This window comes from Streptomyces sp. NPDC004031, from assembly GCF_053604375.1.
In genome coordinates this window covers 21,738-35,493 of the sequence record NZ_JBSGHL010000042.1, presented here as the reverse complement: position 1 = coordinate 35,493, position 13,756 = coordinate 21,738, and the positions used below count along the sequence as shown (strand labels likewise).

The window sequence follows — 13,756 nt, the reverse complement described above, 5'->3', positions numbered from 1 at the left end:
GGCTCTGACTTGCTCATTTGTGGTCTTGAGAGGGATCGTTCACAACCGGTGCACACAGCGGATACGTCGAGGATGGCTCCGCCGTTGGACAAATGCTGCGCGCGGCGAAGGTCAGGTCCAGGACATTGCTTGCGGCTCCCAGGTGCGTTGCCGCGCAGCGCCGGTGAGGAGTGGGTCGGCGAAAGTCGTGACCACGGTGACAACTTCGGAGAACTGGGTGGGGTGATGGGCGGCTGACGAGCCTTGGCGGCGCAGCCAGGCTGCGTAGGGGGCCTGGCGACGTGTCGACAGGTCGGTGATCGCGCTGCTGAGCGGGCGCAGCCGAATGCCGCGGTGATCGGCGGTCGCGGTGAGCGCGTCGCTGAGTTCATGACCGTCGAGCCGGTGGCGGGTGATGAGTTGGTGGAGGTCCGCGTAGTCGCGGTCCCGGGTGTTGAGATCGCCGAGAGCGACGGCAGTGGAGAGCTTCTCCGCGATGACGGTGGCGATCGGGTAACCGTAGACCGGGAAGGGCGTTCCTCCCAGGGCCTGGGGGTAGTCGATCAGTGCCGGCTCGGGCGTGACCGGGTCGCCGAAGCTGATGTCGAGTTGGAGCTTGAGCTTTGCCCTGCTGACGCTTGTGGCCATGGCCAGGCGGAGCCCGTGGTATTCGTCGTCCTGGCGGATGGGCACGGTGGTCAGGCTCGTGGGGTCGAAGACGACCCCGTCGTCGGCCTCGGTGGCAGCTATCGCCGCGATGCGGCGGGTGATCTCGGTTTCGTCACCGGAAAAGGAACGGCCGAGGATGTCGATGTCCCGGGTCATTCGCCGCGCGCCGAACTGGGAGAGCAGGAGGCCGCCCTTGAGTACGAAGTGCCGTCCGCCCTCCGGGTGACTGCTCAGCCGGAACAGGAAGCGTTCCAGGACGTATTCGAGCATGAGCTGGTCGCTCGGACGTCCGCTGTGGCGGGCGAGGTTGCGCAAGTCGTTGTAGATGCGCCCGGCGGTAGTGTCACGGGTCGGGTTGGGCATCAGGCAAGCACCGCTTCGATGGCCGGTCGGATGGTGGACATGGCACCGAGTGTCTGGGCGGCGTCCTGGAGGTCGGCGGCGCCGCTCTGGCCGTGTCGGCGGAGGTATCGGTTCAGGGCGCCGAGGGCCAGGGGCCTGCCGGCGGTGCCGCCGAGGCGCATGGCGTCCACGACGGAGCGCGCGGGACTGTAGACGGGGATCGTCTCGCCCGGAGCGGCCTCGAACCGGTCGATGGCGTATGCGAAGGTGTCCGCCGCGTATTGGGACGTGCGGGTCGTGGGATAGGTGATCGCCGGTCGGTGCGCACCGCGCGGCACCGCGATGTGGACCTCGTACGGGATGTCGTCGATCAGTTCGTGCAGCGCCAGCGCGGACTCCCCGCACACGACCGCCTGCGGAGCTCGGGCGCAGACGGCGAGGAGGTCGATGTGGGCTGTCGGTGCCGCGTCCACTCGGCGGTAGACACCGCGGGAGATCTCTTCCACCTCTTCAGCAGAGGCCAGGGCGGCCAGATCACGCGAGGGGAGACCCACCGAACGAGCCTGACGCGCGGTGAACGTCGGAGGCAGGCTTGCCAGGCGCTGCGTGAGGCGGAGGCTGAACTCGGGCACGTATCAAATCCTACCCCCACTTGCTTCAGTGGGAAGGATTTGATACGTGGTCGCGCTGAAACGAAACCCCCGATCCGAAGTCCGACAGCCGGGGCCTCGGGCTTTGCGTCGCGAAACGCGACACCCTGCCCGAACTCGTTCGAGTCTGGCCTGGTCGCAGTACTTGTCGACGATCCGGGATCGAACTCAGTGCACTCCCATTTCACATCGCGAGCGCCAGAGTGCACGGCGTGACTCGGGAAGCCAGTGTTTCCGCAGGTCAGCGGCGCGCTGACCTGCGGAAACGGCAGGAGATCGAACTGCGTTTCCGCAGGTCAGAGGTACTTCTAGAGGTCGAAGTAGAGCTCGAACTCGTGCGGGTGCGGGCGGAGCTGGATCGGGGCGATCTCGTGGGTGCGCTTGAAGTCGATCCAGGTCTCGATCAGGTCGGCGGTGAAGACGCCGCCGGCCTGGAGGTATTCGTTGTCCTCCTCCAGGGCGGTGAGGACCGCGGGGAGGGAGGTCGGGACCTGGGGGACGCCGGCGTGCTCTTCGGGGGCCAGCTCGTAGAGGTCCTTGTCGATCGGCTCGGCGGGCTCGATCTTGTTCTTGACGCCGTCCAGGCCGGCCAGGAGGAGGGCGGAGAAGGCCAGGTACGGGTTGGAGGACGGGTCGGGGGCGCGGAACTCGACGCGCTTGGCCTTGGGGTTCGAGCCGGTGATCGGGATACGCATCGCGGCCGAGCGGTTGCGCTGCGAGTAGACCAGGTTGACCGGGGCCTCGAAGCCGGGGACCAGGCGGTGGTAGGAGTTCACCGTCGGGTTGGTGAAGGCCAGCAGCGACGGGGCGTGCTTGAGGATGCCGCCGATGTAGAAGCGGGCGGTGTCGGACAGGCCCGCGTAGCCCTGCTCGTCGTAGAAGAGCGGGTTGCCGCCCGACCACAGGGACTGGTGGACGTGCATGCCGGAGCCGTTGTCGCCGAAGATCGGCTTGGGCATGAAGGTTGCGGTCTTGCCGTTGCGCCAGGCGACGTTCTTCACGATGTACTTGAAGAGCATCAGGTCGTCGGCGGCGGCCAGCAGCGTGTTGAACTTGTAGTTGATCTCGGCCTGGCCCGCGGTGCCGACCTCGTGGTGCTGGCGCTCGACCTGGAGGCCGGACTTCTCCAGCTCCAGGCTGATCTCGGCGCGCAGGTCGGCGAAGTGGTCGACCGGCGGGGTCGGGAAGTAGCCGCCCTTGTAGCGGACCTTGTAGCCGCGGTTGTTCTCCAGGGCGCCGGTGTTCCAGGCGCCGGCCTCGGAGTCGATGTGGTAGAAGGACTCGTTCGACGACGTCTGGAAGCGGACGCTGTCGAAGACGTAGAACTCCGCCTCCGGGCCGAAGTACGCGGTGTCGGCGATGCCGGTCGACGCGAGGTAGGCCTCGGCCTTCTTCGCGACGTTGCGCGGGTCGCGGCTGTACTGCTCACCCGTGATCGGGTCGTGGATGAAGAAGTTGATGTTCAGCGTCTTGTCGCGGCGGAAGGGGTCCACGCGCGCCGTGGACAGGTCGGCGCGCAGCGCCATGTCCGACTCGTGGATCGCCTGGAAGCCCCGGATGGACGAGCCGTCGAAGGCGAGTTCCTCGCTCGGGTCGAACGCCGATGCCGGGACCGTGAAGTGCTGCATGACACCGGGCAGGTCACAGAACCGGACGTCGACGAACTTGACGCCCTCGTCCGAGATGAACTTGTTGACGTCGTCGGCGTTCTGGAACATCCCACTCCTCCTAGGCCCGGCCGACCGGCCGGGGCTGGCGATCGAGGTGCGGCCACTGGGCGCGCCCACACTGCCATGACCTTAAGGACCTGGCATTTCTCAAGCATGACCCATTTGTTTCGTAGGTGTTAACCGGGTGGTGGCGCACCGGGTCCCCGGGGCGCGGCGCTGGGCCGTCCGGGGGTTACCGTGGTCGGGTGGACAACAGGGAAGTCATCGGATCGTGGCTCTCGGGGCCCCGTGCGGCAGCCGAGAAGATGGGCGTGGAATTCGGGTACCGCGGTGAGCGCCTCGGGCTCCCGGAGAACGGGCCCGGCTCCATCGCCTCCGTCGGCCGGCGTATCGCCGCGCTGTTCATCGACTGGTTCCTCAGCGTACTGATCGCATACGGTCTGCTCGCGCACCGTCACGCCCATCTGGCGAACAACTGGGCGCTGCTGGTGTTCGGCGCGGTGAGCATGATCGGTCTCGCGCTCGTCGGCGCGACGCCCGGCAAGCTCATCATGCGGACCCGGGTCGTGCAGATCGACGGCAAGCGCCTCACCCCGCTGGGCGCGGTCCTGCGCACCGTGCTGGTGCTGCTGGTCGTCCCGGCCGTCGTCTTCGACCGCGACACGCGCGGCCTGCACGACAGGGCCGTCAAGACCGTCCAGATCCGCGTCTAGCCCGCCGGGCCGTCCGGTCCGGCCCGCGAGCGGCAGGGCCCGGACGCCGGAAAGGGCGCCCCCGTGCCGGGAGCGCCCTTCCGGGTCAGGTGAGGGAGAGGTCAGCGGCCCTTGGGCATCCGCATGCCCTTGGGGAGCGGGCCCTTCGGGATGGGCAGCTTGGACATCGGGTCGCCCAGCGCGCGCAGCCGGTCGTTGACCTGGGTGGTCTGCGGGCCGGTCAGGGTGCGGGGGAGACGCAGCAGGGTCGTCCGCAGCTTCTTGAGGGACAGCTCGCCCTCGCCCGTGCCCACGATGTAGTCGTGCACCGGCACGTCGTAGACGATCCGGGCGACCTTCTTCTTCTCGTTGGCCAGCAGGCCCTTGACGCGGTTCGGGTTGCCCTCGCCGATCAGCACCACGCCGGCCTTGCCGACCGCCCGGTGCACCACGTCCTGGCTCTTGTTCATGGCCACCGCCGGTGTCACGGTCCAGCCGCGGCCCACGTTCTGGAGCACTGCCGCGGCCGCGCCGGGCTTGCCCTCCAGCTGCCCGAAGGCGGCCTTCTCGGCGCGGCGGCCGAAGATCACCGCCATCGCGAGGAAGGCCAGCAGGAAGCCCAGGATCCCGGCCCAGATCGGATGATCGATCAGGAATCCGAGTGCGAGGATGACACCGAAGGTGACGATTCCCACAGCCGCCACGATCAGCCCGACCTTGGGGTCGGCCTGCCGGGTCATCTTGTACGTCTGAGCGATCTGTGCCAGTCGCCCAGGGTTCTCGGATGTCTTCCTCGCCATGGGGCAAAGGATACGTGGCCGCGAGCTCGCCCGTCACGGCGACCACCTGCTGTGCCGGGGTCCGGCTCAGTCGCGTACGGCGTCCTCGCGCGCGGCCGTGGCCAGGGCCGCCGCCGGGTCCGGGACGGCGCCGGTCGTCAGGGCCGCCATCTCGTGCTCGGCCTCCCGGCGGTCCCGGGCGCGCTGCCGGTCGGCGACGACGGACGCCCAGGCGTTGCGCCGGGCGGTCTGCTGGCCACCACGCAGCAGAAACGATTCGACAGCTCGCAGCGCGCCGGCCACCGGCGTGTGCGTGGGCAGGTGCAGATGCAGGTGCGGACGGGCGTGGACCGACTCGGACGGCATGGCGTCCCCCTCAGAGGCAACGAGACGAACCGGAGTGCGCGGTGCTGTGTCGTACGTGGCGCGGACGGGGTGGGCGGACTCCCGTACCGGCCGTGAGAACCAGGCTCGCGACAACGTGTTACCAGCCGGTGACCACCCGGTCAATCTCACATGAAAGCCCCACCCCCGCCCGCACCCCGCCCCGCCAGGTCACTCTTCCGGCAGCCCGGCAGGGCCAGGTGAGGGGACTCACACCCGAGCCCCCCGGCGGCTCAGCCCGCGTGCACCGCGCCGGGCACCGCGCCCAGCCGCGCGCGGCGGTCGACGGCCTGCTGGAAGAGGCGCCCGGCGCGGTAGGACGAGCGGACCAGCGGGCCCGACATGACACCGGCGAAGCCGATCTCCTCGGCCTCCTCCTTCAGCTCCACGAACTCCGCGGGCTTGACCCAGCGCTCCACCGGGTGGTGCCGCACGGAGGGGCGCAGGTACTGCGTGATGGTGATGAGCTCGCAGCCCGCGTCGTGCAGGTCCTGCAGCGCCTGGCTGATCTCGGCGCGCTCCTCGCCCATGCCCAGGATCAGGTTCGACTTGGTCACCAGGCCCGCCTCGCGGGCCCGCGTGATCACTTCCAGGGAGCGCTCGTAGCGGAAGCCGGGGCGGATCCGGCGGAAGATCCGCGGCACCGTCTCGACGTTGTGCGCCAGCACCTCCGGGCGCGCCCCGAAGACCTCGGCGAGCTGCTCGGGCACCGCGTTGAAGTCGGGGATGAGCAGCTCGACCTTGGTGCGTCCGGCGGCCCGGTCGGCGGTCATCGCGTGGATCTGCCGCACCGTCTCGGCGTACAGCCAGGCGCCGCCGTCCGCCAGGTCGTCGCGCGCGACACCGGTGATCGTGGCGTAGTTCAGGTCCATCGTGACGACGGACTCGCCGACGCGGCGCGGCTCGTCGCGGTCCAGCGCCTGCGGCTTGCCGGTGTCGATCTGGCAGAAGTCGCAGCGCCGGGTGCACTGGTCGCCGCCGATCAGGAACGTCGCCTCGCGGTCCTCCCAGCATTCGTAGATGTTGGGACAGCCGGCCTCCTGGCACACCGTGTGCAGGCCCTCGCGCTTCACGAGCGACTGCATCTGGGTGTACTCGGGGCCCATCTTCGCCCGGGTCTTGATCCACTCGGGCTTGCGCTCGATGGGGGTCTCGCTGTTGCGGACCTCCAGGCGCAGCATCTTGCGTCCGTCGGGTGAGACTGCGGACACGACCGGCTCCCTAAAGCTGAGATTGTGCCTGAGGCTTTGATTCTTCGGTGAACGCCAGCTTACGCCGCGGAATTCCTGGACGGCTCGTCGATGACCCGGGGCAGCGGGACGGCCGTGGTCAGGACGTCCGCGAGGTGCTTCTCGACGACCGGCAGCACCTCGGCGACGGTGACGTCCCGGCCCAGCTCCTCCGCGAGCGAGGTGACACCGGCGTCCCGGATGCCGCACGGCACGATGCGGTCGTACCAGGTGGTGTCGGGGTCGCAGTTGAGGGCGAAGCCGTGCATGGTCACGCCCTTGGCGACGCGGATGCCGATCGCCGCGAGCTTGCGGTCCTCGCGCCGCTGGCCGGCGTTGGAGGGCGCGTACTCCGGGCCGTTGAGCCGCGGGTCGAACTCGTCGTCGGTCAGCCGCGGGTCGAAGTCCAGCGTCAGCCCGCTCGGCCGCTTCTCGACCGGGTCGCCCAGCACCCACACCCCGCTGCGCCCCTCCACCCGGGAGGTCTCGACGCCGAAGTCGGCGGCCACCCGGATCAGGGCCTCCTCGATCCGGCGGACGTGCGCCACGACGTCCACCGGGCGCGGCAGCTTCAGGATCGGGTAACCCACGAGCTGGCCGGGGCCGTGCCAGGTGATCTTGCCGCCGCGGTCGACGTCCACCACCGGGGTGCCGTCCAGCGGGCGCTCGCTGTCCGCCGTACGCCGCCCCGCGGTGTAGACCGGCGGGTGCTCCAGCAGCAGGACGGTGTCCGGGATCTCGTCGGCGAACCGCGCCGCGTGCACCGTGCGCTGTTGCTGCCACGCCTCCTGGTACTCCACGGCGTCGGGCCCGAAACCCAGGTGAACGAACTTCAGCTCACTCACGGCGACTCCTTCGCGGTGCGGCGGCGCGGCCGACGCGGGTTGTCGTGAGGCGCCCCGTCAACTGTACGGCGGACGCGCGGAGCAACCCTGCGCGGGGCGGGCCCGCCGGGCGTGCGACGGCGTGACCCATACCACGGTGACCACCACCGGCGCGGGTTGCTTACCCGGCAATGCGGACCGTTGTCGCTCAATCGGACGAATACGGGGCTCTTGTGGCGAGCCGGACGGCCCCGGCCGTTACATTCGCGCCGATCCGACGTTGCCGCATGGGAAGAGGGCCGTACCGCCGATGGCCGACAGTGTCACGCCGCGCACCCCGAACGCGCCCTCCGCCGTCCCCGCCCCCGGGCCCGGACGCCCCACCGCCACCGGCCACCACCCGCCGCCCGCGCAGTCCGCACCGGACACGGCGGACGCGGCGCAGCAGACGGCCCTCGACACCGACCCCGAAACCGGCCAGGACCCGCGGACCGGCCCCGCCGAACCCGGCGGGCCCGCCGGCACCGGCCGCGGCGAACGCACCCAGCACCGCAACGCCCGGCTCGCCGCGCTCATCGCCGAAGCAGGCTTCTCGCACGCCGGCCTCGCCCGCCGGGTCGACCGCCTCGGCCAGGAACACGGGCTCGACCTGCGCTACGATAAGACCTCCGTGACCCGCTGGCTGCGCGGCCAGCAGCCGCGCGGCACCACACCCGCGCTCATCGCCGAGGTCTTCACCCAGCGCCTCGGCCGCCGGCTGTCCGCCCAGGACCTCGGGCTCGACGCGTGCGCGCCCGTCTACGCCGGACTCGAATACGCCGCCGGCGCCGCCGAGGCCATCGACATCGTGAGCGGCCTGTGGCGCAAGGACACCGGCAACCAGGCCGAACTGCGCAAGATCGCCTTCTCCCCGGCGGGCCTCGTCGTCCCCAGCCGCGACTGGCTCATCGGCGCCGCCGACGACTCCGTGAGCCGCCTGTCCACCCCCGTCCCGCAGTCCCGCACCACCGCCGTCCCGCGCACCCCGCCGCCCGGCACCGCCACCGCCGCACGCCCCCCGGGCCTCCTGCCCGGAGGAGCGTACGGCGGCCCCGCGCGCGGACCCGTCGCCGCGTACGGCCCGGCCCGTCCGGGCGCCGACGGCGGGGCGCGGGTGCCCGCGCAGAGCCGCGGCCCGCAGCGCGGCGCCGGACCGGACGGCCGCGCCCTCCCGCCCGCCGCCGTGGGCCGCGTCGGCGCCGGGGACATCGCGGCGCTGCGCGCCGTCGGCGACCTCTTCCGCACCCTCGACCACGCCTACGGCGGCGGCCACGCCCGCCAGGCCCTCGTCCGCTACCTCGAACACGAGGCCGAACCCATGCTGCGCGGCAGCTACGGCGAGACCCAGGGCCGCCGGCTCTTCGCCGCCGTCGCCGACCTCACCCGGCTCGCCGGGTGGACCTCCTACGACATCGGGGCGCACGGCCTCGCCCAGCGCTACTTCGTCCAGGCGCTGCGCCTCACCCAGGCCGCGGGCGACCGCGTCCACGGCGGGTACGTCCTCGTCACGATGAGCCGCCAGGCGGTCTACCTCGGACACGGACGCGAAGCCGTGCAGCTCGCCCGGGTCGCCCAGCAGGGCGTCGGCACGTCGGCGCCGCCCGCGGTGCGGGCACTGCTGCACGCCGCCGAGGCACGCGGACACGGCGTCCTCGGCGAGACCCGCGCCTGCACCGCCGCACTCGCCCGCGCCGAACGCGCCTACGCCGCAGCCCGCCCCGGCGACGAACTGCCCCCCTGGGCGCGCTTCTTCGACGAGGCCCAGCTCGCCGACGAGTTCGGCCACTGCCACCGCGACCTCGGCCAGTACCGGGCCGCGGTCGCGCAGGCCGAACGCTCCCTCCAGCTGCGCGCCGCCGGATACGCCCGCAGCCGGCTCTTCTGCCGCGCCGTCCTCGCCTCCGCGCGGCTCGCCCTCGGCGAGGTGGACGCGGCGTGCGCCCTCGGGGCGGAGGTCGTCCGCGGGGCCGCCGACATGCGGTCCGCTCGCGCGGCGGACTACGCGCGGGACTTCGCGCGGCGTCTCGACCCCTACCGCGACACCTCCGCCGCCCGCGCCTTCTTCACCCGCACATCCCCCGCGGGCCTCCCCCTCTGACCCCGCGCCTGCGCTCCCGCGCGGGGCGAGCGTTTTTGGGGGCGCGGGGAACTGCGCGCTCAGCCACGACGGTGGCGCGGGTCGTCACCGGCCCGAAGGGGCACTTCGGTCCGTCCCGGACCCCCGGCCGGTGGTGGGTTGCTCGCTCCGTTCTCCCCCAGAGCTTCGCCTGGGGGTACCCCCACGCGCCCCTGGTGGTGCCCCGCGCGGCAGCGCAAGCCGCCGGGGTGGGGTCAGGCTGCGGCCTGGTGGGGGGAGGGGGAGGGGAGGGCGTCACGGGCCACCGTGGAAGCGGCGCGGCGCGCGGAGATCAGCGCGCCCTGCACCGTGCTGGAGGTGCGGTGCGAGCCGCAGACGTAGAGGCCGTCGAGGAGCCGCACGGGCCGGTGCAGGTCGTGCGGCGCGGGCATCGCGGCGACCGCCTCGGGGTCGGTGCGGACCCCGAGCAGCTCCCACTCGTCCGTCGGCGTGTCGTACAGCTCCGCGAGATGCGCCCGTACGGTCTTGTCGGAGTCGCCGTCCGGCGGTGGGCCGAGGACGACCGAGGTGATCAGGGGGCGTCCGGCGGGCGCGCGGGTCGGGTCGATCGCCGAGGCGGGCAGCGAATGGGAGACGGGCCCGAGCCGGTCCGCGTCCAGGACGAGCACCGGTTCCCGCAGGGGCGCGGCCGGCGCGGTGTGGTGGTAGACCGTCACCTGGTGGAAGCCCGGCACCCGCAGCCCCGGCAGCAGGTCCGCCGCGGCCCGCGCGCCCGTGGCCACGAGCACCGCCCGGCAGGGCAGTTCCGTGCCGTCCGCGGTGCGCACGCTGTGCACCGCGACCCGCTCCGCGCGCGTACCCAGCCGTACCGTGCCCGGCGGCAGCGCGGCCGCGAGGCGTTCGGGCAGGCTCGCCGCGCCCCCGGCCGGTACGCAGGTGCGGCCCCGGGCGAAGCCGCGCAGCACCAGGTCGGCGACCCGGCTGGACGTTTGGAGCTCGGGGTCGCACAGCAGCGCGGCCAGCAGCGGTCGCAGGAAGCCCTCGACGCTGCGCGGCGCGAAGCCGCGCCGGGCCAGGGCCTGCGCGGCGGTCGTCTCGGGACGCGCGGCGAGCCGCCCGTCGGGTGCTCCGGCGAGCCGCCCGAGGGTCGCGGCGAGCCGGGCGCGGTCCAGCGCGGAGCCGAGGCCCGCGGCCCGTATGCCGCGCGGGTCGCCGACCCGGTAGCCGCGTCCCCCGGCGCGGACGAGCGCGCCGGGCGCGAGCGCGGCGAGCGGCAGTCCGCGCAGGCCGGGCACCCGGTGGAATTCCGGGTAGGAAGTGTTGAGCAGTTGCGGCCTGCGGTCGAGCCGGAAGCCGTCGACGGTGTCGGTGGCCATCCGGCCGCCGACCCGTTCCGTGGCCTCCAGCACGCCGACCGTCAGGCCCGCGTCCAGCAGATGGTGCGCTGCGGCCAGGCCCGCGAGGCCCGCTCCGATCACGATGACGTCCACAGGTGCCGTGGTCTTGCCGCGTGCTGACAGCACGATGTCCCTCCCCGAGGTTCGGGTCGACTCCCCGCTCGTAAGGCGCCCGCGCGGGGCGCGCGACCGGTGCGGCTCGGTCGGTGGGGCGCGCGCGGCGCGGAACGCTGGTAAGGGTCATGCCCTCATCAAAGGTCCTTGATGCGGGCGCAACCGGCCTGATCCGGCCTTATCCGGTACGCAACGCCGCCCGGATCGCGTCGTCGATGCCGGGCTGCGCGAAGGTGAAGCCGGACTCCAGCAGCCGCGCGGGCAGCACCCGCTGGCTGCCCAGCACGTCCCCGGCGAACTCGCCGAGCGCCGCCCGCAGCACCGGTGCCGGTACGGCCGCGAGCGTCGGCCGGTGCAGGACGCGGCCCATCGCCGCGGTGACCTCACGGTTCGTCAGCGGCTCGGGCGCGGTCAGGTTGACCGGGCCGGTGAGGGCGGGCGTGTCGAGGATGTGCCGCAGCGCCGCGAGCTCGTCCCGCAGCGAGATGAAGCTCCAGAACTGCCGCCCGTTGCCGAGCCGGCCGCCCAGGCCCGCCCTGAAGATGGGGAAGAGCCGCCCCCACGCGCCGCCCTCGCGCGCCACGACCAGGCCCGTACGGGCGAACGCGGTACGGATCCCCGCCGCCGCGGCCGGCTGCGCCGCGGCCTCCCAGTCGCGGACCAGCTCCGCGAGGAAGCCGTGCCCGGCGGGGGCGGATTCGTCGACGGGCCGGTCGCCCGTGTCGCCGTAGTAGCCGATCGCGGAGCCGCACACCAGGACGCGCGGGGGGACGTCCATCGCGGCGAGCGCCTCGGCGAGCGTCCGGGTGCCGACGACCCGGCTGTCGTACAGCACCTTCTTGCGGGCCGCGGTCCAGCGCCGGTCGCCGACGCCGGCGCCCGCGAGGTGGACGACGGCCTCGACGCCGGTGAGGTCCCGCGGGTCGAGCCGGCCCGCCGCCGGATCCCACCGCACCTCGTCCGGGCCCGCCGGCTCGCGCCGGACCAGCCGTACGACCTCGTGCCCGTCGCGCTCCAACCCCGCGCGCAGCGCACCCCCGATGAGTCCCGACGCACCTGTGACGGCAATCCGCATGCCCTCATCCTCTCCCGGAGCGCACGCCCCCGCCGCCGGGCACGCGGTTCTGCTGCGTCGTTCTGTTCCGCCGTCCGCTCCGGACGGGTCCGCGCCGCCACGCGGGGCGCCCCGCAGCGGCGAGCTCAGGCGTACGCGTCCCACAGACGCGGCAGCCTCGCCGCCATCGCCGTGGAGTCGTCGAAGTCGAGGGCCTCGCCCTCGGGGTCCTCCTGGGGCGGCAGCCCCAGGTCGGGCAGCGGGAGCGCGGTGAGCCGCTCGTACGCCTCGTCGGCTGCGTAGCCGACGTCCTCCGCGTCGCCGTCCGTGTCGGGGTCGAAGCCGGGGACCAGCTCGGCGAGGTCGTCGGGCGCGGCGAGGGCGCCCTCGAAGACGTGCCGGCCCTGGGAGATGAGCCAGCAGCGGAAGTAGTCGAAGGACTCCTCGTCGGCGCCGCCGAGCATGATGTCGGCGGCGGCCCACAGGTCCCAGTGGAAGGCCCGCACGAAGCGGGTCTCGAAGTGCCGTGCGAAGTCGAGCACGGCCTCCGGGTCGAGCCGGGTGAGGCGCTCGACGAGCAGGTCCGCGTGCTCGTCCGGATCGCCGCCCGCCGCTTCGCGCGTGCTGTCGACGATCTCCCAGAACTCCGTCTCGTCCATCACCGGTCCAGCTTCCCGGTTGCCGCGGGCGCATGCACGCGATCTCCGCCGGACGCGTCCGTGTCGTTACGCACACCGGTGCGCGGCACGGCGCGCGGCCCCGGCCCCGCGCCCGGCCGGCACGCCCGAAAGGCCCGCCCACGGGGCGTACGCCCGAAAGGTGCGTGCGCCCGCGGGGTGTGCGGCTCAGCGACCGCGCAGCCGGTGGCGGTAGCGGACGGTGCGGCGCAGCGGACGGAAGCCCAGCGTCGCGTTGACGGTGAGCAGGTGGCGGTTGTCGTCGGGGACGGCGGTGTACAGCTCGGTCAGGCCCGGCTGCGCGGCGGCGGTGCGGCGCAGCAGCTCGGCCGTCATCCACAGGGCGAGGCCGTTGCCGCGGTGGTCGGGGACGACCGCGGCGTCGTACTGGCGGGCGCGGCGCGCGCCGTCGCCGGGGAGCAGCACGGTGGCGTAGCCGACGAGGTCGCCGGTGTCGTGCAGCGCGGCGACGGTGAGCAGCCGGTCGCCGCGGCGGGCGGCCAGCTCGGCGGTCTCGTGGACGCACGAGGGGTCCCAGCGGGTCGCGCCCGGGGCGAGTCCGGCTTCCGGGGGGAGCGGCGGGAGGGTGCGCAGGGCGGCGGTGAAGCCGTCGGCGAGGGTGTCGGGGGCCGCGCCCTCCCAGGCGGTGAGCCGGTAGCCGGGGTGCGGTACGTCGGGGAGCTTGGCGACGGCGGCGGGCAGGTCGTCCAGCGGCAGCCGCTGCCAGGTGCGGCGCAGGACCGGGACGAAGCCGCGGGTGGCGAGGAAGCCCTCGCCGGAGGTGCCGGACGTGACCTCGCCGACGAGGCTGCCGCAGCCCTCCGCGGCCGCCGCCTCGGTGACGGTCGCGAGCAGCCGTGAGCCCGTGCCGAGCCGGCGGTGCGCCGGGTGCACGGTCATCCGGATCTCGCCGACGGCCGCGGTGCCGTCCGTGTCCGCCGGGAGGCGGAGGGACGCGGTGGCCACCGGGTCGGAGGCCGCGCCGCGCAGCAGCCACAGCACCTGCCGGCGGCCGCTGCCGGTCGTGGTCAGCCGCGCCCGGACCGCGGCGTGCGAGGGCACCGGCTCACCGGGCCGGTCGTGCGCGAACGCGGCCGACTGCACGCGGTACCAGGCGTGCAGGTCCTCCGCCGTGGGGGCGGCCAGCGGGGTGGGGTTGGCAGGCATCCGGGGCAAGCTA

Annotated in this window: 13 protein-coding genes; 2 read left to right on the top strand and 11 right to left on the bottom strand. The window is 73.0% G+C overall.

Annotated features, from left to right (window positions below; all coding sequences use genetic code 11):
• Positions 1-111: 111 nt before the first annotated feature.
• From ACWERV_RS24825 to glnA, 3 genes are all read right to left on the bottom strand, one after another.
• Positions 112-1,011 (bottom strand): nucleotidyl transferase AbiEii/AbiGii toxin family protein, encoded by a 900-nt coding sequence (locus ACWERV_RS24825; protein ID WP_452936761.1) that lies wholly within the window; start codon positions 1,009-1,011, stop codon positions 112-114.
• A complete protein-coding gene (locus ACWERV_RS24820; RefSeq protein ID WP_452936759.1) occupies positions 1,011-1,622 on the bottom strand; it encodes a type IV toxin-antitoxin system AbiEi family antitoxin domain-containing protein in 612 nt (203 codons plus the stop codon). Before ACWERV_RS24820 ends, ACWERV_RS24825 begins: the two co-directional genes overlap by 1 nt.
• 326 nt (positions 1,623-1,948) lie before the next feature.
• Positions 1,949-3,358 (bottom strand): type I glutamate--ammonia ligase, encoded by a 1,410-nt coding sequence (gene glnA / locus ACWERV_RS24815; RefSeq protein ID WP_398190982.1) that lies wholly within the window; start codon positions 3,356-3,358, stop codon positions 1,949-1,951.
• Positions 3,359-3,555: 197 nt separating this feature from the next.
• Here glnA and ACWERV_RS24810 point away from each other — a divergent pair, with 197 nt between their 5' ends.
• The gene (locus ACWERV_RS24810; protein WP_398190985.1) at positions 3,556-4,023 is read left to right on the top strand and encodes an RDD family protein; all 468 of its coding nucleotides are present in this window, start codon (positions 3,556-3,558) and stop codon (positions 4,021-4,023) included.
• Positions 4,024-4,124: 101 nt separating this feature from the next.
• Here ACWERV_RS24810 and ACWERV_RS24805 read toward each other — a convergent pair whose 3' ends face one another.
• The 4 genes from ACWERV_RS24805 to lipB form a co-directional block, all read right to left on the bottom strand.
• The gene (locus tag ACWERV_RS24805; RefSeq protein WP_452936756.1) at positions 4,125-4,802 is read right to left on the bottom strand and encodes a DUF4191 domain-containing protein; all 678 of its coding nucleotides are present in this window, start codon (positions 4,800-4,802) and stop codon (positions 4,125-4,127) included.
• Between the two features lie 66 nt (positions 4,803-4,868).
• Positions 4,869-5,147: a hypothetical protein gene (locus tag ACWERV_RS24800; RefSeq protein WP_398190991.1), complete on the bottom strand. Its 279-nt coding sequence runs from the start codon at positions 5,145-5,147 to the stop codon at positions 4,869-4,871.
• A gap of 251 nt (positions 5,148-5,398) precedes the next feature.
• A complete protein-coding gene (lipA, locus tag ACWERV_RS24795) occupies positions 5,399-6,376 on the bottom strand; it encodes a lipoyl synthase (protein WP_452936754.1) in 978 nt (325 codons plus the stop codon).
• Positions 6,377-6,435: 59 nt separating this feature from the next.
• Positions 6,436-7,239, bottom strand: a complete 804-nt coding sequence (gene lipB, locus ACWERV_RS24790; protein WP_452936751.1) for a lipoyl(octanoyl) transferase LipB — start codon at positions 7,237-7,239, stop codon at positions 6,436-6,438.
• A 289-nt stretch (positions 7,240-7,528) separates the two neighbouring features.
• On the opposite strand from lipB, the gene ACWERV_RS24785 reads away from it, so the two are divergent.
• On the top strand, positions 7,529-9,355 hold the full coding sequence (locus ACWERV_RS24785) for a regulator (RefSeq protein ID WP_452936749.1): 1,827 nt from the start codon (positions 7,529-7,531) through the stop codon (positions 9,353-9,355).
• A 233-nt stretch (positions 9,356-9,588) separates the two neighbouring features.
• Here the strand turns inward: ACWERV_RS24785 and ACWERV_RS24780 are convergent, their stop codons facing one another.
• From ACWERV_RS24780 to ACWERV_RS24765, 4 genes are all read right to left on the bottom strand, one after another.
• Positions 9,589-10,857: an NAD(P)/FAD-dependent oxidoreductase gene (locus ACWERV_RS24780; RefSeq protein WP_452936746.1), complete on the bottom strand. Its 1,269-nt coding sequence runs from the start codon at positions 10,855-10,857 to the stop codon at positions 9,589-9,591.
• A 166-nt stretch (positions 10,858-11,023) separates the two neighbouring features.
• Positions 11,024-11,920, bottom strand: a complete 897-nt coding sequence (locus ACWERV_RS24775) for a TIGR01777 family oxidoreductase (protein ID WP_452936744.1) — start codon at positions 11,918-11,920, stop codon at positions 11,024-11,026.
• A 125-nt stretch (positions 11,921-12,045) separates the two neighbouring features.
• Positions 12,046-12,558 carry a DUF4240 domain-containing protein gene (locus ACWERV_RS24770; RefSeq protein ID WP_452936742.1) on the bottom strand — a complete coding sequence of 171 codons (513 nt, stop codon included), beginning with the start codon at positions 12,556-12,558 and terminating at the stop codon, positions 12,046-12,048.
• 186 nt (positions 12,559-12,744) lie between these two features.
• Positions 12,745-13,743, bottom strand: a complete 999-nt coding sequence (locus ACWERV_RS24765) for a GNAT family N-acetyltransferase (RefSeq protein ID WP_452936739.1) — start codon at positions 13,741-13,743, stop codon at positions 12,745-12,747.
• Between the last annotated feature and the right edge of the window lie 13 nt (positions 13,744-13,756).

What these genes read in the sequence shown, in the direction of transcription:
- ACWERV_RS24765 (WP_452936739.1), bottom strand. Translation starts at nt 13,743, where the DNA reads ATGCCTGCCAACCCCACCCCGCTGGCCGCCCCCACGGCGGAGGACCTG.
- ACWERV_RS24800 (WP_398190991.1), bottom strand. Translation starts at nt 5,147, where the DNA reads ATGCCGTCCGAGTCGGTCCACGCCCGTCCGCACCTGCATCTGCACCTG.
- ACWERV_RS24775 (WP_452936744.1), bottom strand. Translation starts at nt 11,920, where the DNA reads ATGCGGATTGCCGTCACAGGTGCGTCGGGACTCATCGGGGGTGCGCTG.
- glnA (WP_398190982.1), bottom strand. Translation starts at nt 3,358, where the DNA reads ATGTTCCAGAACGCCGACGACGTCAACAAGTTCATCTCGGACGAGGGC.
- ACWERV_RS24825 (WP_452936761.1), bottom strand. Translation starts at nt 1,011, where the DNA reads ATGCCCAACCCGACCCGTGACACTACCGCCGGGCGCATCTACAACGAC.
- ACWERV_RS24805 (WP_452936756.1), bottom strand. Translation starts at nt 4,802, where the DNA reads ATGGCGAGGAAGACATCCGAGAACCCTGGGCGACTGGCACAGATCGCT.
- ACWERV_RS24785 (WP_452936749.1), top strand. Translation starts at nt 7,529, where the DNA reads ATGGCCGACAGTGTCACGCCGCGCACCCCGAACGCGCCCTCCGCCGTC.
- ACWERV_RS24770 (WP_452936742.1), bottom strand. Translation starts at nt 12,558, where the DNA reads ATGGACGAGACGGAGTTCTGGGAGATCGTCGACAGCACGCGCGAAGCG.